Consider the following 20,032-nt stretch of genomic DNA (forward strand, 5'->3'; position numbering starts at 1 on the left):
TTGACAGGCTCTAGCTCGCCAGCTGTTGCAGCATCGTCTGGATGTTCACCAGCTTGGGGCGGGCTTCCGGGGTCTGGGCTTCTTTCAGGCCCATTTCCGATTTGATCTGGCGCAGGGCGCGGGCCTGGGCGTCAGTGCGGCACTGGCCGGCGGGCAGGGCACCTGCGGTGGCGAGTTTCAAAAGGCCCTCGGCCTTGTCCAGCGCGGGGCGCGGGCCGGCTTCCACGGCGTTGAGGATCTTGGTGTCATCGATGATCTTCAAGCCCATCTGGTCGATCATGCCGGAGAGGTCGGCCTTGTCGGCTTCATTGAACTTGCTGCGCAGGATACGGGTCTGGTGCGAGGTCAGAAGCGACATGCGTTCCAGAGGCTTGCCGTCGCCGCGCACAAAATACTGGTCAGTCTGGTTTGACCCTAGCGCGGTGCGGACATATCCGGCGAGTTTCGCCTTGTTGGCATCGCCAACGATGTTTTCTTCCAGCTGCAGGAGCCGGTCCAGCTCTTCACTGGCGTCGTTGGAGAAGCGCAGGAGCTCGTCGATCGTCTCCGGCTGCAAGAGGCGGGCGGAGCGGGCGGTAAAGGCCTTGCTCATCTGGTCCAGCGGCAGGTCCTGGCCCGCACAGGTCACCAGTTTCTGTGCCAGTTCACGCGCCAGGCGAACTTCCTCGCGCACACTTTTGGGGCGCAGGCGTTTGGGCTTTTCCAGTTCCTTGAGCAGGCGTTGACCGATGTATGTGCGACACTCGTCGAGTTCACCCGCAGAGATGCGTTTGGCCATACGGCGCGCGCCGCTGGGGGCCATGTTCATCGCGTCGGCGTGCGGGTCGCCGTCATAAAGACAGATCAGCCGCTCAATCGTCTCGCCCAGATCATTACACTTGCCCAGAAGCGCCTCGCCCCCGGCTTCAAACCCGATGACGTCGGCCAGATACCCGTCCACTTCGGCGCGGGCAAATTCACGGGCCTTTTCGTCCTCCGGCAATTGTTCAGACATGTCGAGCAGAGCGTCGAGCTTGTCCCCATAGCTGCGCTTGCCCATGAGCGCGTCGGCCATGGCGCCGCGCAGCGTATAGGCGCGACTGTCCTTGGCGTGGATATCGGCCGCTACTTCCGCAAAATCCTTGCCCTTGGGATAGGTCGGAATGCGACCGTCGCGCTGGTCCTTGTAGATGCGTTTCAGACCGCGCTGGACCAGGTCATTGAGCTGTTTGACGAACGTCTGGACATCCGCATCGCTGTCCTGGGCGCTGGCCACGGCGATCTTTTGTACGGCGTGCTGAAGTTCGGTGCCGGAGGCCTCCAGCGTTTCCACCAGGTCCGGCCGGTGCAACAATTCCATCGGAACGGCCTTATTGCGCTCGAACCAGCCGGTCAGGGAGCGGCGGATGGTTTCGCGGGCGTGTGGCTTGGCGAGATCATCCGGCGTCAGGCAGGGAAGGGTGGCTTCCCGGTCATTATCGGTCTCGATCTGGTAGCGGTCATGGCCGCCCTCGAAAATCGGTACCGAACGGAACTTGCGTTCGCCGTCGTCGAAATTTTCCTTAGTGACCAGGACTGAGCCGTCCTTGAACTCGCGCAACAGGGCGTGCGCCTTGCGAATGGCATCGTCGCGAACCGGAAGCGCGTCATGCAATGCCCAGCCCGCATTGCGGTTCTTCTTCAGGAAGATTTCGAAGTGAAGCTCTTTGCTCATGGTCCTGCCCCTTGTGCATTAACCATCGCAGATTTGGTTTAAGACGGAGTGAACCTGGGGTTTTGCCGCGTTTGCCGCTTGGCGTGTTGCGCCGGACGCGTCTATGCTTTCAGGCGAAGACCACGACAGCTGCGCACATGCGCGAACTGCGGAGACGGTATGGCTACCATCGCGCTCGTCGATGACGACGAGAATATCATCACCTCGGTGTCCATCTTCCTGGAAGACCAGGGCTATAATGTTCGAACCTATAATGATGGCGCGTCGGCCCTGACCGCCCTGGCCGATGATCCGCCGGATTTGGGTATCTTCGATATCAAGATGCCGCGCATGGACGGTCTGGAATTGCTGCGCCGTTTGCGCCAGTCCTCCAACCTGCCGGTGATCTTCCTGACCTCCAAGGATGACGAGTTCGACGAGGCGCTCGGTCTCAATCTCGGCGCCGATGACTATATCGCCAAACCCTTCTCCCAGCGCCTGTTGGGTGAGCGGGTGAAGGCGGTGTTGCGTCGTGCACGCTCGTCCAACGAGCCTATCACGCCGAACAATGTGCTCGAACCGGGCGACAGCAAGCCGCTGGAACGGGGCAAGCTGCTGCTCGACCCGAACCGACACGCCTGTTCCTGGGAAGGCGAACCTGTTCGCCTGACGGTCACAGAATTCCTGATTCTGCAGGCCCTGGCCACGCGTCCGGGTTATGTCAAAAGCCGTGATAACCTGATGGACGCGGCCTATGACGACCAGGTCTATGTCGATGACCGTACCATCGACAGCCATATCAAGCGCATCCGCAAGAAATTCCGGGAAGTCGACAAGTCGTTCGACTCGATCGAGACGCTCTATGGCGTTGGATACAGATACAAAGAGGACTAGCGCCTCTCCGTCTCAGCTCAAGCAATTGGGTCGAGCCCTGGTCCAATGGATTCAGGGCGCGGGCCCGTCTGCATCCTCGCGTCTGGCGCAACTGATCCTCATCGCCAATCTCCTGGCGCTGGGTGTGCTGATCTTCGGCATGCTGGCGCTGACGGAGACCCGTCGTGGTCTGGTCAATGCAAAGCTCGATTCCCTGACTGCTCAGGGCGAGTTGATCGCCAACGTGCTGGCAGAGGGGGCCGCTGTTGGTATTCCCACTCCGGCGCTGAACAATGCCGATGCGCGCGCGCTGTTGCGCCAGCTCTATGTGCCCGAAGAATCGCGCGTTTTGTTGTTCGATAAATCGGGTGAGACGATTGCCGACAGTCACTTGCTGGCAGATGTGTTTGAAACCCAGATGTTGCCGCCACCGGAGGGCGAAACCCCGGACCTGGCAGCTGCAGCGCGAGACTTGCCGACACGTATTCTCGACGGTTTCTCGTCCATTCTTTCCTCGCCGGAAGAGCGTGCTGCGCTCGACCGGAACCTGCAGGAGGAAGTGCGCCAGGTAATCGCCGGGGAACGAATTGCCGGTGTGCGTCGCGACGCGGAAGGTCGCCGCGTGGTGTCCGTTTCCATCCCCATTCAGCCGGTGCGGGCGGTGATCGGTGTGGTCACAATGGAGTCCTATGACCTCGACAGCCTGATCGAAGCAGAACGTCGCGCGCTGCTGCCCTTCATGCTGATCGCCATTGTGGTGACGGCAATGTCCTCACTGGCGCTCACTGTCTTCATCGCCCGGCCCATCCGCCGTCTGGCGCGAGCTGCTGACGAGGCACGGCGCGCGGGGGGGCGCCGAGTGAGCATGCCGGATCTACGCTCCCGCAGGGACGAGATCGGCGAGCTGGGCGTTTCGCTCTCTGAAATGACCGAGGCGCTGTATGACCGTCTCGATGCGATTGAGCGATTTGCGGCGGATGTCGCTCACGAGCTGAAAAATCCGCTTACCTCGATCCGGTCGGCCGCGGAAATCCTGCCCCGGGCCAAGGATGATGAGCGCCGGGAGCGCCTGCTCGCAGTGATCGCCAATGATGTCAGCAGGCTCGATCGCCTGATTACGGATATTTCCCGGGCCTCCCGCGTGGATGCGGAGCTGGCGCGTGAAGATGTCGAGCCGTTTGATCTGTGTGGCCTGCTGAGCGAACTGGCGGATACCTATAACGAGGCCGATGGCCGTGAGGTCGAGCTGGTCTTCACCAATGAAGTTCGCAATGGCCTGGTCATGGGACGCGAAGTGCCGCTGGGGCAGGTTTTTCGCAATCTGATCGACAATGGGCTGACCTTTTCTCCACAAGGCGGCAGGATCGAGATCTTCGCTCGGCGCGGACATCGTCATGGCAAGGCCAGTCTGGTGATCACGGTCGAGGATGAAGGTCCGGGCATTCCCGAGGAAAACCTCGAGACCATTTTTGAGCGTTTTTATACTGAGCGCCCCAGGGGTGCGGCATTTGGATCCCATTCCGGACTGGGCCTGGCGATCTCCCGGCAGATCGTGAAAGCGCATGGCGGTCAGATTTATGCTGTAAATAGAACAGGTTCCGAGGGACAGGTTTTGGGGGCACGTTTCACCGTCGACCTGCCCGCAGCGCCCGCGACCTGATGTTTCGCATGACAAGATTGCAAAAAGGCGCTTCCCCGGCGGGCCAATGCGCGTTTAGATGATTCACATGATTGGACTTGTCATTGTCAGCCATGGCCGTTTGGCCGATGAACTGGTCGCCGCGACGGAACATGTTGTGGGGCCAATGGATGCGCTCTTGGCCGTTTGCATTGGACCGGACGATGACATGGAGCGCCGTCGCGCTGATATTCGTGATTCAATCGCGGATGCCGACCGCGGAGAGGGTGTTCTGGTTCTCACAGACATGTTCGGTGGAACCCCGTCCAACCTCGCTATTTCATTGCTTGATCCAGGCAAGGTGGAAGTCATCGCCGGGGTGAACCTGCCAATGCTGATCAAGCTGGCCGAGGCGCGTTCCCGCGCCGATCTCGACAGTCTTGCCCGTATGGGTGTTGAAGCCGGCAAACGCTATATCGCCATTGCATCCTCTGTCCTGGAAGGGGCTGGCAAGTGAGTGTGATTGAACGTCGCGTTACCATCTGCAATGCGCGCGGCCTGCACGCGCGCGCAGCCGCCAAATTTGTTGAAACCGCGCAGCGTTTTGACGCCGTTGTTTATGTCACGCGTGAAGGCGAGACAGTGCCGGCGGATTCGATCATGGAATTGCTGATGCTGGCCGCCAGCAAGGGCGCGGAGATCGCCATCGCGTCCGAAGGTGCTCAGGCCGCGGACGTGTCCGAGGCGCTGGTTGAGCTGGTCGAGGCCGGGTTCTACGAGTCCGAATAGCTCCGCGTACATGACGCAAAGCAAAAGGGCTGCGAGTGATCTCGCAGCCCTTTGTTCTTAAAGCGAAGGTCCGGCCTATTCGGCAGGGCGCGGTTCCACCTCGACCTCGGGTGCACCCGGAGCAAAATCGCTCTCCATGGCATTCTCGGTCATCGGGTCATTGCCATCATCCATCACCGGGTCATCAACCGGTGCCGGCATGTCGGGAGCTGGCGCATCCTCCACGGTGGCTGCTTCTGCGGCAGGCGTGGCGTCCGGAGCGTCGATGGCGTCTGCAGCTGCGAGAATGTCCTGCAACTGAGCGTCGACAGCGTCAGTCGCTTCCTCGACCTGCTCGAGCTGGGCATCGACCGCGTCGGTCATGCTCGTTTCCGGGACGTCGTCCTCGGCAGCGGGTTCAGCAGGCGTTTCCGCCGGAGCTGCCTCGACGTCTTCCATGGTGCGTTCGGCCTGAGCCTCCACAGCGGCCGGCATCGGCGGCGGCGGTGGGACAGGCATGGTGCTTTCGTCTTCCAGGTCGATCTCGGCGCTGTCGTCGGAGCCGAGATCGTCTTGTTCGCTGGCGTTCAGAGCAGCGGCTTCAGCGACTGCTTCCATGCTTGGAAGGTCATCCTCGATGGTATCTTCGGTTTCCTGGGTGACAGCCTCGCCTACAACCGGTGCGTCATCTTCTGCAGGCTCAGCAGCCTGGCCAGCATCCTCTGCGGCTGCCTCCAGGGTTTCCGTGTCGGAGACTTCTGGTGCGGCGGTGGATTCCGCGTCCTCGGAGAGCAGGTTTTCTGCTTCCGCCGTGATAGCGTCTGAAGGCGTCTCTGCCACGATTTCAACCGTGGCGGCGGAAACGTCTTCAACCGGGGCGTCGGCAACGTCCTCGCTCGCTTCTACTGCGGGCAGAGCGCTCTCAGTCTCAGCTTCAAGGGCCTCTGCAGCCTCGGATGCAGCCGTCTCGGTGCTTGCCGGGGCGGTCGCCTCTTCGACCATTGTCTCAGCGGGGTCGCTGGCTTCGAGAGCGTCAGTTTCGACGATGGCGGTCTCGGCGGCGGCCGGTGCATCCTGCGTTGCGAGCACGGTTGCAGCGGCGGCAGTTGCGACAGCAGCTGTCGCCGGCATGTCGGCACTGCGCACTTCTTCCTGAGGCGGATTGCGCATGACGTGTTCGGCAAGGCGTTCGACGCGGGCATTCAGGCGTCCGCTATCGCGGATGCGGTTGACCAAACCGCCAGCCAGATAGAGCGCGAGACCACCAGCCAGAATGATCAGGCTGGTTTCAGCTGCACCAAACATGGCACCGGCGATCAGTGAGAAAGCGGCGAAAGCCGGGATGTACAGGAGGCGCCAGGACCGAGATGAGAAAGCGAGAATTGCCAGCAGGGCCGAAACGGCGAACACGCTGAGCGCGGTAAGCTGGTCCATGGCGATGAAGCCTAGACCGGCAATGGCGTCGGCAATACCGGTCGGTAATGCTGTTTCAAGCCGCCAGTCGGCCAGGCCCGGCACGCGTGCCAGGATTTCGTCATAGACCGAAAACGCAGGAATTCCGGCCATCATGCCGGCGTTTACCTCAGTCAGGAACACATGGAGGGTCGGCCAGATGGCGACAGTAGCCGTGAGGACCATGGCCAGGATGGACAGCCACCAGTTAAAGGAGCGGGTGACACCCGAGCGCGCCAGGATCGCCGTGGCGTCCGGAGCGGCCCGCATCCACACACCGCGTGAATGATTGACAATGGCGACAGGGCGGGAGCGCCGGTTTGGTCCGGACTGGACACGGACAATCGTCGCGCTGTCACCCGGCGCAAAGGCGTTGGATTGCTCGATGAGTTTTACGTCGTGTTCCAGCCCATCGGGATCGGTGACCCGGCCAGTGCTGGCATCAGACGAAGAAACTTGACCCGAGACTGTAAAAAAATCGATCCGGCGCGAGCCGTAAGATTGCCCCGCATGGGCGGTCGGCAGCAAAGACATAAGTACGAACACCTCACCTGTCGGAATACCGCCACACAGTGTCACGGCCCGATTGCATCCCCATCCCCCCGTATCATACAAGCTGGGGTATGCATTTTGAAACAGCTTAAGGGCTCTTTAATCAAATTATCAAGTCTGTTGCGGGGTTACGGTTAACGTCCGCAACGTCTTGTCTTGAAGGGCAACCAGATGACCATGCGCCTCATTTCTCTCATTATGGTTTGCGTCCTGGCGTCTTGCGCCGGTATTCCGCAGCTTCGGCAGGACAGTCAGCAGGGACCGTTTCGGCCGCGCGACATCTATCCGACGACGCCAAATGTCGAGCGCCTGATCGGCCCGGAGGATTGTCGTGGTTCCACCCTAGCGGCAGTACAGGCCGAATTGCCGAGCTATCCCGGGCGAGCTTATCAGAATGGCCGCCAGGGTTGGGTTGTGGTTCGTTTTGACGTCAATACGGACGGGAGTGTTGCCCGCACGCGCATTGCGCGATCTGTTCCCGACGGTGTCTTTGACCGGGCGTCGCGCCGAGCGGTGTCCAGCTGGGTGTTTCGTCCGCTTGAGGGCGAGCAGATCCTGGAAAACTGTGTAGTTATGTTCGAGTTTCGCGCCGGCGAGGTCCGCATTCGCTGATCGGCGTTAACCTTTCGATAATACTTTCCACAGGTTCGTGCAGGCTTGGTTGCAAGATTCAACGCTTTGAATCAACACATTGAGCTGACTCTGCTTTTTCCACGCTTTGTTCACGGAAAACTCGGGTTTCTGCCCGGAAACCTGCTTGTCCGTACATAACTTATTTAGTTTTTCAGCGGTGCGAGCATCGCGCCGCTGTTAGCCCGTCGTTATCATGGCGATTCGTTGGGGGCTCTCATCACGGGGTGAGCCCGCTAACAAGGGCGACAAAATATGATCGGACAGATTCTCCAGGCTGCGCCAGTAATGGTCACGTTTGGATCCATGGCCTTTGCACTGGTGGTGGGGGTATGGGCTTTCAGAAAGACTGCGGGCGCGCGAGCGACCCACGCCATCTGGCGAAGGAGAACCGCTGAGCTTGAAGATCGGGTTGCGCGCGCTGACAGCGTTTTTGGCGCGCATCCGGGCTTGGTCGTCGTTTGGGACGAGCCGCCGTTTAATGAGGATGATAACGGCTGGGGACAGCCCAAGATATTCGGGTCCTCCGTCGCGCTGGCATCCTTGCTGCGTTTCGCTGAAGCTACAGATGGTCCGGACCCGGCTTCCATCCTGATGGAAGGCCTGGCGGATTACGAGGCTCGATCTTCGTCCGGTGAAGAGACGACTCTGCGCCGCCGCTTCCAGGATCTGATGCAGCAGGGACGCCCGTTCTCGCTGACGATCATCGGCCCGAGTGGCCGTTTTCTGGAAGTGGATGGACGCGCGGCCGGAACCCAGCTCGTTGTCTGGTTGTCGGATTCTACAATCCGTGGTCTCGAGGAGTCGGGTGCCCGTGGACGCATCGAGGAAGCGCGCCGCGTGGTCTCCAAGGACCCGGTCGCATTCCTGGACATGCTGGGACGTGCGCCGTTCCCGGCCTGGCGTATCAATGCCTCCGGCCGTATCGAGTGGGCCAACCCGATTTATGTGAAGGCTGTCGATGGTGAAGTGCTGGACAATGTCCTGCAGGACCAGACCTATCTCGACGCCGGCATGAGGGAACAGACGATACGTGCGATCGAGAGCAGTGCTCCCGTCAGCGAGACACGGATTGTTGTTGTGAACGGTCGTCGTCGCGCCATGGAGTTCCTGATCTTCCCGGTATCCGGCGGCGCGGCTGGTATTGCGATCGACCAGACCGCGTCGGAGGAGGCCAAGGCAGACCTCAAACGATTCCGCCGGGCCCACGATGAAACCCTCAATCACATGGCCGAGGCCGTCGTGGTGTTTGATCGTTCCAAGCGGATGAGTTTTCACAACACGGCCTTTACCAGGCTGTTCAAGCTGGATGATGCCTGGCTCACCGAACGCCCTGGGCATTCCCAGATGCTGGACCGCATGCGTGAGAAGCGCTTGCTGCCGGAGCAGGCGGACTATGCCGCTTGGAAGGCAGATGAGCTGGCGCGTTATGATGATAGTCCGAATGATGAAAGCCCGGATGAACTGTGGCCGTTACCTGATGGGCGCACCCTGCGGGTTGCCCGTCAGCGTCACCCGCTGGGTGGTGTCATGCTCATCTTTGAGGACAAGACTGACGAACTGGCGCTCAAGGCCCGTTACAACACGCTGATCAATGTCCAGCGTGCTACGCTGGACAAGCTGCACGAGGCTGTGGCCGTGTTCGGTGCGAATGGCCGTCTGCAGTTGAATAATAACGCCTTCGAGGAGCTCTGGGGTTTCCGGGCTGGCGAGCTGGAGGGCGAACCGTCTTTTGATGACGTCGCGGAAACCTGCGCCGCCCTGTTCGCCGATGATCGTGTATGGACGGATATCAAGGGCCGTGTAACTGATCCGAGCCCGCAGGCGCGCAAACAGGTCACCGGCGAGATGCGTCGTTCCGACGATCGTGTCCTGACCTATCTCACCAGACCCCTGCCGGACGGTGCGACGCTGATCTGCTGGGACGATGTCACCGACAGCCGCCGCATCGAAGAGGCCCTGCGCGAACGGGCTGAGGCACTTGAGGCTTCCGAGCGCATCAAGACCGAGTTTGTCGAGCATGTGAGTTACCAGTTGCGCACGCCGCTGACGACGATCGGTGGATATGCCGACATGCTGGCGCACGGGTTTGCCGGCGAGCTGACCGACCGTCAAAAAGAGCCGATGTCAGCGATCCAGTCTGCTTCCACACATCTGGCCAAGTTGATCGACGACATTCTCGATGTGGCCGCGATCGATGCCGGCAAGCTGGAACTGGATCTCGGTGATGTCGCCATTGCCGATGTTGTTGGTGAGGCTGCGGAACTCGTTGCGGCCAAGGCGGATCATGAATCCATCAAGCTGGAGGTAAAGGTCGATGACGATTCAGGTCTGCTGCGTGCTGACCGCAATCGTCTGAAACAGGTCTCCATGAACCTGCTCTCCAACGCCCTGCGCCATGTCGATCCCGGGGGGCATGTTGAAATCGGCGCCCGGCGCGCCGACGAGCAGATCACACTTTGGGTCAAGGATGATGGCGAGGGTATCGCGCCGGAACAACAGGCCAGGGTGTTCGATCGTTTTTCCCGAGGCGAGCGTGGCGGGGCCGGTCTGGGTCTGGCACTGGTCAAGGAAATCGCCCAGCTGCATGGCGGTTGGGTAGAGCTGGTTTCCGAGCCAGGCAAAGGCACGGAAGTTTCTTGTCACCTGCCGCTGGAACCGCGTGGCAGGGGAGTGCCGCCCGAGCTGGCTCTGATGGGGTCAACCACGGCCAAGCTCAGCGAGACGGTCTGAGCCCGCTCGACTTCGACAGCACACGATAAAGGGCCCGGTGAGTAATCATCGGGCCCCTTGTTTCGGGTCTACCTAGCCCTGGTGTTCCGGGATGCGTACGATCAGGCCGTCCAGCGCGTCGGATACCTTGATCTGGCAAGACAGGCGGGAATTGTCCTGAACACCCTCGGCAAAATCGAGCATGGAATCTTCCATCGCCTCGCGCGCGCCGGTCTTCTCGGTCCAGGCCGCGTCCACATAGACGTGGCAGGTTGCGCAGGCGCAGGCGCCGCCGCAATCAGCATCAATACCCGGGACCATGTTGCGCACAGCGCCTTCCATGACCGTCAGGCCCTTGTCTACGTCGAGCGTATGCTCATTGCCATTGTGTTCGATGTAAGTGATCTTCGCCATATCAAACTCCGCTAGTGCCCCGGAAATGAACAGCGTTCACGCGCAAGTCAAGATGGAGCATCACTGCTTGCCCCTTCTGGCGGGCTCGGATAAGCCGAATGCATGCCGTCCTCACATGCGATCCAGCTGGCAAATCTCCAGGAAACCCGTGCGTTGGGCAAACGCCTCGCGGCGGTTCTTCGTGCGGGGGACTGTGTGTTCCTGACGGGTGATCTCGGTGCGGGCAAGACCTCCCTGGCGCGCGGTGTGATCGAGGCCCTGACGGGTGAGGCCGATGCGCCCAGTCCCACCTATACCATCGCCCAGACCTACAGCACGCACGAGGGCGGCGAGTTGATCCACGCAGATCTCTACCGGATTGAAAACGAGGGCGAGATCGAGGAAGTCGGGCTGGAGGAGGCGTTCGATTTTGCCATCACGCTGATCGAATGGCCGGACCGGCTGGGGGCTGCAAAGCCCCCGGACCGGCTTGAACTGGACATACGCCACGAAGAGGGCGATGACCCTGGAAAACGACAAGTCCGCATGACGGGGCGGGGAAAATGGGAGAGCAGAGTTGACGACCTCTGATCGCGCCGAGGCGCGCAAGGCTTTTGTGGCCGCGGCCGGGTGGGATGGCGCCGCTATCGAGCCGCTGGCGGGTGACGCCTCAACACGCAGCTATTTCCGCGTCCGTGAGGGTGAGCGCAAGGCCATGCTGATGGATGCGCCACTGGGCGCTGAAGCGCCGGCCTGCCCGCCGGGAGCCCGTCCGGAAGAGCGTGCGGAGCTCGGTTATAATGCAGTTGCGCGCCTCGCCGGTCCAAATCTGGTGGCTTTCGCCGGGCTAGCGCGGGCGCTCGGGGAGCGCGGATTCTCGACACCGGAAATCTACGCCAGCGATATCGATGAGGGCTTCCTGCTGATGGAGGATCTGGGCGATGATCTTTTTGCCCGCATCATCCCGTCGGACTGGCATGAGGGCACGCTCTATTCCCACGCTGTAGATCTGCTGGCCGCGCTGTATCGCTCGAGCCTGCCGGGCGAGGTCGGGGTCGATGGCAAGACGTGGCCGCTGCAGGATTATGATGCGGTCGCCATGCGGGCTGAGACAGATCTCTTCCTGGACTGGTTTATGGACCAATACTCCGGTGTCTCGCTGAGCCAGCAGGCGCGCGATGACTGGAACGCAATCTGGGACAAGGCCTTTGCCCGCCTGGAGAACTGCCCCAAGGGCATTGTCCTGCGTGATTTTCACGCGGAAAACCTCATCTATCTGCCCGAACGCGAGGACGAGGCCTGTGTCGGCCTGCTCGATTTTCAGGATGCGGTGATGGGGCATCCGGCCTATGACCTCGTGTCCCTGCTGGAAGACGCGCGCCGGAATGTCGACCGCAAACTTTCCGTTCCGCTCAAGGCGCGGTTCGTGGCCAAGGCCGGGATCGCGGATGTCGCCGGTTTCGACGCCAGCTATGCCGTGCTGGGTGCGCAGCGCAATGCCAAGATCCTTGGCATTTTTGTTCGCTTGGCCAAGCGCGATGGCAAGGAGAAGTATCTCGACATGTTGCCGCACGTCGCGCGCCTGTTTGTTGGCGATCTCCAGCATCCTGCCCTGATGGATCTGTTGATGTGGACCAAGACCCACGCGGATGCGGTCTTCAGGGAAGCGCACAAATGATTGATATCCGGACCGGCATGGCCCTGGCGGCGGGCCTGGGCACGCGGATGCGCCCGTTGACCAATGACCGACCGAAGGCATTGGTCGAAGTCGATGGCCGCACCCTGCTCGATTATGCCTTGGACCGGATGGCCCGGTCCGGCGTCGAGCGCGCGGTGGTGAATATCCACCATTTTGCCGATCGCATGGAAGAACACCTGGCGACCCGAAAGGGCGGCCCGGAAATCATCGTTTCGGATGAGCGCGGAGAGGTGCTTGAAACCGGTGGCGGTGTTGTCAAAGCCCTGCCCTTGCTGGGGGCCGAGCCGGTGTTCATCACCAATATCGACGCGCTATGGTTTGATGCCGGCGCGGCAGAGCTGGACCGCATGCGGGCGGCCTGGAACCCGGACGAGATGGATGTCCTGCTGTTGCTGGCGCCCCTGGACCAGACGCTGGGATTTGACGGTCCCGGCGATTTCTTCCTGGGCGGGGACGGCCGTGTCAGCTGGCGCGGCGATACTGATCACGCGCCCTATGCCTATGCCGGTACCCAGATCCACAACCCTGCCATCATGGCGGGGCGGCCCGAGGCGCGTTTCTCCATGGTCGAGGTCTGGAAGGAACTTGTTCCGGCTGGCCGTGTCCACGGTATCGTCATGGACAGTTTCTGGATGCATGTCGGCGACCCCGGCGCACGTGATGAAGCGGAGGCTCGAATCCGCGCTTGACGGCTCGCCTGTTCGATACGCCGAACCCGCGGGTCTTCAATATCCCGCCCAGCACGGACTTCCTGTCCGCCGTTGTTGAGACGCTTCGCGCCGAGCTCGAAAGTGAACGCGATCCCGATGCGTTGACCAAATGCCTGATCCTGGTGCCCACACGCCGTGCTGCCAAGGCACTGGGGGATGCGTTTGCGCTCAGTGCAGGGTCCGGTGTGGCGCTGCTGCCGATGATCCGACCGCTGGGCGATATCGACGTCGATGATCCGCCATTTGAACCGGGTGAGCTGGCCGGAATTGCGCCACCGGCAGTCTCGCGAACCCGGCGCCTGTTTGAACTCTCCCGTCTGATCTTGGCCAAGGAAACGGCCCTGGGGCGCCCTATTGGCACACCGGGAGCGCTGGCTCTTGCGCGCACGCTGGCTGAATTGCTGGACGACCTCGCGGATGAATCCGTGACCTCGCTGGAGCCTCTGCGATCAGCGATCAGCGACCACCTTCCCGAGGACCGGCGCGAGGCGATCGAATTTCTGTCCATTGTTGAACAGATCTGGCCGGGCCGGCTGGCCGAGCTGGGGCTGTCAGACCCGTCGGCACGGCGATCGCTGGTGCTCAATGCGCTGTCCGATCGATGGCTCAAACATCCGCCGCAGACGCCGGTCATGGTGTTGGGCTCCACCGGATCCATCCCGGCAGTGCGGCGTCTGATGGGGGTGGTCTCGCGCCTGCCACAGGGCGCTGTGGTCTTGCCGGGGCTGGACTGGGACGCGGATGATCATGCCTGGGACAGCCTGGATGACGGACACCCGCAATGGGCCATGCGTGATTATCTCAGGGAGAACGAGACTGCGCGCAGCGAAGTCCAGCCCTGGCCCGGACACGCCGAGGCGGCCTCTGCCCGCGCTCGCCGCCGCCTGGTGGCCGAGGCCCTGCGACCGGCAGAAGTCACCGATGAATGGCTGGCAAGGGTCGACCACCTGCGCCAGGCCAATGGCGCGGCGTTTTTCGACGACGCACTGGACGGTCTGTCGCTTGTGGAATGTCCGGACCCGTTGAGTGAAGCCAAGCTCTGCGCCCTGCTTTTCCGCGAAGTGCTGGAGCACGAAGGCAAGACCGCGATCCTGGTCACGCCGGACCGCTCACTCGCGCGTCGTGTGAGCGTGGAAATGCAGCGTTTTGGCGTGAGGGTGGATGATTCAGGCGGTACTGCCCTGCCTGAAACGCTGGCCGGTGCCTTCCTTGACCGCCTGCTGGACGTTGTTGATGACCCCGGCAGTGTCGTCGCCCAGACAGCGCTGTGGAGCTCTCCGCTTTATGCCATGGGCCAGGCTCGTGGCGAGGTGCACTCAGCCCTGCAAAAATTCGAGGCGGACGGGTTGCGTGGTGTGCGGCCGGGTCCCCGTCTCGCCGATATTATCGCCCGGCTGGATCATGAGCGCTCTGAGCTGTTCGAGGCGGACCGTGAGCTTGTCCGTGGTGTCCTGAACGCCCAGATCGAGGCGCAATCGGACATGCTGGCTGATGAGGCGCGCAGCGTGGCCGACTGGGCGCGTCACCATGCCATGCTTGCCGAGGCTGTCGCGCGTGATGGCGAACAGGACGGGGCGCTGAGGCTCTGGCGGTCCGAGGGCGGCGAGATCGCTGCGCGTGTCCTGTCCGAGCTGATGACCGAGAGCGAGGTTCTGCCGGAGTTGAGCTTGCCGGAATACACCGGCGTTTTCCGCGAACTGTGTTCAGCCCAGCGCATACCACCCGCAACGGGCGTGCATCCGCGCCTGCAGATCCTGGGGCCGATGGAGGCGCGCCTGGCCTCGGCAGATCGTGTGATCCTGGCCGGGCTCAACGAGGGTATCTGGCCGACCGGGGCAGGGGCTGATCCGTGGATGTCACGGGGCATGCGCCAGGAAGTCGGTATGGGTGCAGCAGAGAAACGTTATGGCCTAGCCGCCCACGACTTTGCGCAAATGGCCGCGGCGGGCGAGGTCTTCATGACCCGGGCCACGCGGGCGGATGGTGCGCCAACCGTAGCCTCGCGCTGGATCTGGCGATTGAAGACGCTGGTTCAGGGCGCGCTTGGCGAGGCAGGAGAGAAGCGTCTGGCAGGTGCCGCTCACTATGTCGGCTATGCGAGCGCTCTGGATCGCTGTGATGCGCCTCCCCGGCCAGCGGTATCGCCTGCACCCACCCCGCCGGTTGCCGCTCGCCCTAGAGGGCTTTCGATCACCGAGATCAGGACCTGGGTGCGCGATCCCTATGCGATCTATGCGCGGCATGTCCTGGGGCTGCGCCCGCTCGACCCGCCGGACATGGTGCCGGGTCCGCGTGAACGCGGCACGGCGCTGCACGCGGTTCTGGAAACGGCAATGGAGACGTGGCGCAAGGCGTTGCCGGAGGATGCGGTTGCGCAATTGCTGGATCTCGCCGCGCAGGAATTGCGAAAGACAGGGATTGGCGAACAGGCGCTGGATATCGAGCTGAGGCGTTTTGCCCGGGCGGCCGAGTGGATTGTGCAATGGGAAACGCAGCGCCGGGCAGACGGTCATGCCATTGCCGCGATCGAGACACGTGGCCGGATCACGCTGGATGCTCCCGCGGGGGAATGGACCTTGCGCGGGCGTGCGGACCGGATCGACAGGCGTGCCGATGGCGGACTGGACGTCATTGACTACAAGTCCGGCAATCCACCCACGGCCAAGATGATCAATGCAGGGTTTGACCCGCAATTGCCGTTGACGGCCGCCATTATCGAGCAGGCCGGCGGGTTTGAAGGCCTTGGCCAGGAAGCCGTCAATGCGCTGAGCTATGTGAAAATCTCCGGCGGCAGCGAGGCCGGTCGGGCGACACGGATCGATGGCAAGACGCCGGCTAGTGATATGGCGAGCAAGGCGCTGGACGATTTGTGTGACTGGATCGCGCGTTTTGATGACGAGGCCGAGGCGTATCTTTCCCAGCCCCGTCGTCAGTATCGCAATGATTACGGGGATTACGACCATCTCGCCCGTCGCGGCGAGTGGGCGATCGCGCCCGGCGAGGACGGAGGCGAGAACTGATGGCCCGGTTCAATCGCGAAATCGCGGCCTCGGCCAGCCAGGCCCAGCAACGCGCCGCAGATCCTGCTGTGACCGTTTTTGTGGAAGCCAATGCGGGATCCGGCAAGACGCGTGTCCTGGTTGACCGGGTGGTCAATATCCTGCTGACCGGCACCGCTCCGGATCGCATCCTGTGTGTGACCTATACCAAGGCTGCAGCTTCGGAGATGAAGGACCGGCTGTTCGGACGTCTGGGCAAGTGGTCGGTACTGGATGACGAGGCCCTGCGGGCCGATCTGACCGAACTCGGCCAGCAAGAGCTCGACGCACGCAGTCTCGCTGCAGCCCGCCGATTGTTTGCACGCGCCCTGGAAACGCCCGGCGGGCTGAAGATCCAGACGATCCACGCGTTCTGTGAAAACCTGCTGCGCCGTTTCCCGCTGGAAGCCGGAGCCTTGCCGGGGTTTGAAACGCTGGATGATGGTGAGGCGCGCGAACTCAGCGCGCGGGCCCAGGCGGGTGCAGCCAGTGCACTTGTTACCGCTGATATCGACATCATACTGGCCACGGGTGGTGCGGATGCCTTTGCGGAACTGGCCGATTGGGCACGCAGTAATCGCGCTCGTGTCCGTCAGGTCGCTCAGGGCGGCGCTGAAGTCGTGATCGAACGTACGCGTCTGGCCCTGGACGTGAAGCCGGACGAGACGCTGGCCAGTTGCGCGCAAGAGGCCTGGGAGGCGACGCCGGTCGAGCTCGTACGTGAGGCCGCCATTGCGCTGGAGACGAGTTCCGCCAAGGACCAGAAACAGGCTGCAAAGCTTCGCGCCGCTTTGTCAGCTCCGTATGCCCGGGCTGCGATAGAGGCTTATCTTGGCTATTTCCTGACCCAGAAGGGGGACCTGGCCAAGGATCTGACGACGGCCGCCCTTGCCAAGACCCATACCTGGCTCGACAGGCTCTACGGTGGCGAGAAGCGCGGTTATGGAACCGAGGTCGATCGCATGCTGGCCGTCCGGGATCGGATGCGTGCGATCAGCCTGGCTGAGGCCTCCGCCGCGGCAGCACGCTACACCACGGGCTATCTGGATGCGCTGGACGCAGAGATGCGCCGGCGCCGGGCGCTGGACTTTGATGATCTGATCCGGCTGGCAGGGGATTTGCTGAAGCCGGAGAACGCGTTTTCCGGATGGGTGGGTTACAAGCTGGATGGAATGCTGACCCACGCCCTAGTGGATGAGGCCCAGGACACCTCACCCCAGCAATGGGACATGCTGCGCGGTCTGACAGCAGAGTTTTTTGCGGGCGAGGGCGCGCGCGAGGATGAGCGGACGCTGTTTGTGGTCGGCGACGAGAAACAGTCGATCTATTCCTTCCAGGGCGCGGACCCGGCGATTTTCGTCAATGAAGGTGACCGCATCGAGGAGCTGACCCGTGCAACGGATCAGGCTTTCCGACGTCCGGGCCTGAATGTCTCCTTCCGATCGGCCCCGGAGATCCTGCGCGCCGTCGATATCGCCTTCGAGGTTCCGGCGGCGGCTCCGGAGACCAAATTCGTCGCAAGGCCTTTTTCACGTTATCAAAGCCATCTCGCCGCGCGTGAGGGAACACCCGGCTGTGTCGAGATCTGGCCGGCCATTCCCAAGCCGGAGATCGTGGAAGAGACCTCGATCTTTGATCCCGTGGACAGTTCCGCCAAAGGCACCTCGCGGGATTTGCTGGCAGCGCGTATCGCCGACGAGATCCATGCCCTGCTGAAGCGCGGTGATGGGGTCTGGCAGGAAGACAAGGGCGGTTTCAGACTGCGCGCTGCGCGGCCGGGCGATATCGGCATTCTGGTCGCCAAGCGGACCGGCGGGTTTGTCGAGGAGCTGATCCGGCGGCTCAAATTGCTGGGCGTGCCCGTGGCGGGTGCGGATCGCATGCTTCTGCGCGAGCAGACCGCGATCAAGGACCTGTTGGCGCTGGGGCGTTTCGCGATCAATCCGGCGGATGACCTCGCCCTCGCCGAAGTCCTCAAATCGCCCTTCTTTGAAGCTGCGAAGGACCCGGCATCCCGTCTGGGCGATGAAGATCTGTTTGTGCTGTCCCGTGATCATCGCAGCGAGCGCCGGGGCTGGCTGTGGCGCGCCCTCATGCGCTCCGAGGCGCCGCGTCTCGCGGAAGCGCGTGCAGCGCTGCTGGACTGGCGCAATCGTTCGGACAGCGTCGGGCTGTATGAGCTTTACGCCAGCTTCCTCAATGCGCGCAGTGCAACGGGTGAAACGCGCTGGGTCCGGATGTTTGCTCGATTGAGCGAGGAAGCGCGTGATGCGGTCGAGGAATTCCTCAATCGCGCGCTCGAATTCGATCAGGGTGAGGGCGGGTCCCTGGCCAAGTTCATTGCCCGGATTGCCGCTGACGAAACGGCGATCAAGCGCGAACAGGACAGTGGTCATGACCAGGTCCAGATCATGACCGTGCACGCGTCCAAGGGACTGGAGCGCCCGATCATCATCCTGCCTGATACCACGCGCTCGCCGCTGAGCGCCCGTGGCAGCCGCGTCTTTGCGAGTAGCGGCGGGGAATTGTTCTGGTCTCGAAAGAAGGATCAGGACCCGGATCTGGTGAAAGGCCTGCGCGAGGGGCAGGATGCTTTGCGCCTCGCAGAACACAAGCGCTTGCTCTACGTCGCGCTGACCCGGGCACGGGACCGCCTGATTGTCTGTGGCTGGAAACAGGGGCATGGCAGTGCGGGTCAGATTGCCAGTGACAGCTGGTATGAATTGCTGGACCAGCGCTGGCAGGGCGAAGACTGGGTTGAGTTCGAGCAGCACCCGGATGATGCCTCGCCCGCCCGCCGTTATGGACCCGCGCCCCAGGTGGCCGAGCGCGAGCAGCGCACCGAGCACGCATCGGAAGACCTGCCAGCCTGGTGTTTCACCGATGCACCCAGCGAGGGCGCGGCATTCTCCAGTGCGACGCCGTCCTCCCTGCTGGCCGAGGGCGAGGATGATCCGGAGATCTATTCCCCTCTGGGTGAGGACCGGTCCTGGCGTTTCCGCCGCGGTGAGGTGATCCACAAACTGCTCGAAACCCTGCCCGATCTTCCGCGTGAGGCTCATCGCACGGCCGCCGAGCGGTATGCAGAGGCGCAAACGGATCTGGACGAGGATACGCGCCGTGTTCTCGTGGAAGAGACTCTCGGCATTCTTGATCATGCAGAGTTCGGTGCCCTGTTCGGGCCGGGTTCGCGTGCTGAGGTCTCGCTGACGGGCGTCGTGGGCGGCCAGATCGTCCGGGGGCAGATCGACCGTTTGCTGGTCACGGATCACGATGTTCTGATCATCGACTACAAGACCAATCGTCCGCCGCCAAAAGCTGTGGATGATGTGGCCCGTGTGTATCTGGGGCAGATGGCGTCATACCGTAACCTGCTAAGGGAAATTTACGCTGGGAAAAGAGTGCGTTGCGCCTTGTTGTGGACAGATTCTGCTGACCTGATGGAGCTGCCTGACGCCTTGCTGGACACGGTCCTGCCGGGTCAGACGGCTTGACGAGCGGCGCTAGGGTCCTTACCTCACGCGCCATCGAAAGAGTCCCCAAGCGACTCGTCCCGAATAAAGGAGTAAGCCCATGGCGACCAAAGCGGTCAGCGATGATTCCTTCGAAACTGACGTGCTCAATGCCAGCGGTCCGGTTCTCGTGGATTTCTGGGCAGAGTGGTGCGGCCCCTGTAAGCAAATCTCTCCGGCACTGGAAGAGATCGCTTCGGAGATGGCCGGTGAGATCACCATCGCCAAGGTAAATATTGACGATCACCCGATGACGCCGGGCAAGTACGGCGTACGCGGTATCCCGACGCTGATGATCTTCAAGGACGGCCAGGTGGCCTCCACCAAGATCGGTGCCATGGCCAAGGGCAAGATCACTGAATGGGTCAAGGAAACGCTCGCTTGAGGGCGACACGTTTCTGAA

Annotated in this window: 15 protein-coding genes; 12 read left to right on the forward strand and 3 right to left on the reverse strand. The window is 62.0% G+C overall.

The annotated features are described in order from the left end of the window. Positions 1-10 precede the first annotated feature (10 nt). Positions 11-1,693, reverse strand: a complete 1,683-nt coding sequence (locus SIC17_RS09455; protein WP_291891252.1) for a hypothetical protein — start codon at positions 1,691-1,693, stop codon at positions 11-13. 159 nt (positions 1,694-1,852) lie between these two features. Between SIC17_RS09455 and SIC17_RS09460 the strand changes: the two genes are divergently transcribed. The 4 genes from SIC17_RS09460 (at position 1,853) to SIC17_RS09475 (ending at position 4,952) form a co-directional block, all read left to right on the forward strand. Further along, the gene (locus SIC17_RS09460; RefSeq protein WP_291891254.1) at positions 1,853-2,566 is read left to right on the forward strand and encodes a response regulator transcription factor; all 714 of its coding nucleotides are present in this window, start codon (positions 1,853-1,855) and stop codon (positions 2,564-2,566) included. A 25-nt stretch (positions 2,567-2,591) separates the two neighbouring features. Continuing rightward, the gene (locus SIC17_RS09465; protein WP_412545195.1) at positions 2,592-4,205 is read left to right on the forward strand and encodes a stimulus-sensing domain-containing protein; all 1,614 of its coding nucleotides are present in this window, start codon (positions 2,592-2,594) and stop codon (positions 4,203-4,205) included. A gap of 67 nt (positions 4,206-4,272) precedes the next feature. Further along, positions 4,273-4,680 carry a PTS sugar transporter subunit IIA gene (locus SIC17_RS09470; protein ID WP_291891258.1) on the forward strand — a complete coding sequence of 136 codons (408 nt, stop codon included), beginning with the start codon at positions 4,273-4,275 and terminating at the stop codon, positions 4,678-4,680. Continuing rightward, a complete protein-coding gene (locus tag SIC17_RS09475) occupies positions 4,677-4,952 on the forward strand; it encodes an HPr family phosphocarrier protein (protein WP_291891260.1) in 276 nt (91 codons plus the stop codon). Before SIC17_RS09470 ends, SIC17_RS09475 begins: the two co-directional genes overlap by 4 nt. Before the next feature lie 75 nt (positions 4,953-5,027). On the opposite strand, the gene SIC17_RS09480 is transcribed toward SIC17_RS09475, so the two are convergent. Continuing rightward, positions 5,028-6,917 (reverse strand): hypothetical protein, encoded by a 1,890-nt coding sequence (locus SIC17_RS09480; RefSeq protein WP_412545196.1) that lies wholly within the window; start codon positions 6,915-6,917, stop codon positions 5,028-5,030. Positions 6,918-7,112: 195 nt separating this feature from the next. Between SIC17_RS09480 and SIC17_RS09485 the strand changes: the two genes are divergently transcribed. Together SIC17_RS09485 and SIC17_RS09490 are read left to right on the forward strand one after the other, a co-directional pair. Further along, complete coding sequence (locus tag SIC17_RS09485) at positions 7,113-7,547, forward strand: energy transducer TonB (protein WP_412545197.1); 435 nt, start codon at positions 7,113-7,115, stop codon at positions 7,545-7,547. Positions 7,548-7,820: 273 nt separating this feature from the next. Then, positions 7,821-10,298: an ATP-binding protein gene (locus SIC17_RS09490; protein ID WP_412545198.1), complete on the forward strand. Its 2,478-nt coding sequence runs from the start codon at positions 7,821-7,823 to the stop codon at positions 10,296-10,298. Between the two features lie 72 nt (positions 10,299-10,370). On the opposite strand, the gene SIC17_RS09495 is transcribed toward SIC17_RS09490, so the two are convergent. After that, positions 10,371-10,691, reverse strand: a complete 321-nt coding sequence (locus tag SIC17_RS09495) for a 2Fe-2S iron-sulfur cluster-binding protein (RefSeq protein ID WP_291891269.1) — start codon at positions 10,689-10,691, stop codon at positions 10,371-10,373. A gap of 102 nt (positions 10,692-10,793) precedes the next feature. Between SIC17_RS09495 and tsaE the strand changes: the two genes are divergently transcribed. The 6 genes from tsaE (at position 10,794) to trxA (ending at position 20,014) form a co-directional block, all read left to right on the forward strand. Further along, a complete protein-coding gene (tsaE, locus tag SIC17_RS09500; RefSeq protein ID WP_412545199.1) occupies positions 10,794-11,261 on the forward strand; it encodes a tRNA (adenosine(37)-N6)-threonylcarbamoyltransferase complex ATPase subunit type 1 TsaE in 468 nt (155 codons plus the stop codon). Beyond that, positions 11,248-12,348 (forward strand): aminoglycoside phosphotransferase family protein, encoded by a 1,101-nt coding sequence (locus SIC17_RS09505; protein ID WP_412545200.1) that lies wholly within the window; start codon positions 11,248-11,250, stop codon positions 12,346-12,348. The genes tsaE and SIC17_RS09505 overlap by 14 nt, the downstream gene beginning before the upstream one ends. Then, positions 12,345-13,058, forward strand: coding sequence for a nucleotidyltransferase family protein (locus tag SIC17_RS09510; RefSeq protein WP_412545201.1), 714 nt, complete (start codon positions 12,345-12,347; stop codon positions 13,056-13,058). The genes SIC17_RS09505 and SIC17_RS09510 overlap by 4 nt, the downstream gene beginning before the upstream one ends. After that, positions 13,055-16,099: a double-strand break repair protein AddB gene (gene addB, locus SIC17_RS09515; protein WP_412545202.1), complete on the forward strand. Its 3,045-nt coding sequence runs from the start codon at positions 13,055-13,057 to the stop codon at positions 16,097-16,099. The genes SIC17_RS09510 and addB overlap by 4 nt, the downstream gene beginning before the upstream one ends. Further along, positions 16,099-19,611, forward strand: coding sequence for a double-strand break repair helicase AddA (addA, locus tag SIC17_RS09520; protein ID WP_412545203.1), 3,513 nt, complete (start codon positions 16,099-16,101; stop codon positions 19,609-19,611). Before addB ends, addA begins: the two co-directional genes overlap by 1 nt. A gap of 79 nt (positions 19,612-19,690) precedes the next feature. Beyond that, positions 19,691-20,014, forward strand: a complete 324-nt coding sequence (gene trxA, locus SIC17_RS09525; RefSeq protein ID WP_291900793.1) for a thioredoxin TrxA — start codon at positions 19,691-19,693, stop codon at positions 20,012-20,014. Positions 20,015-20,032 lie beyond the last annotated feature (18 nt).

The sequence above is a fragment of the Maricaulis sp. MIT060901 genome, assembly GCF_047123815.1.
Taxonomy (GTDB): Bacteria; Pseudomonadota; Alphaproteobacteria; order Caulobacterales; family Maricaulaceae; genus Maricaulis.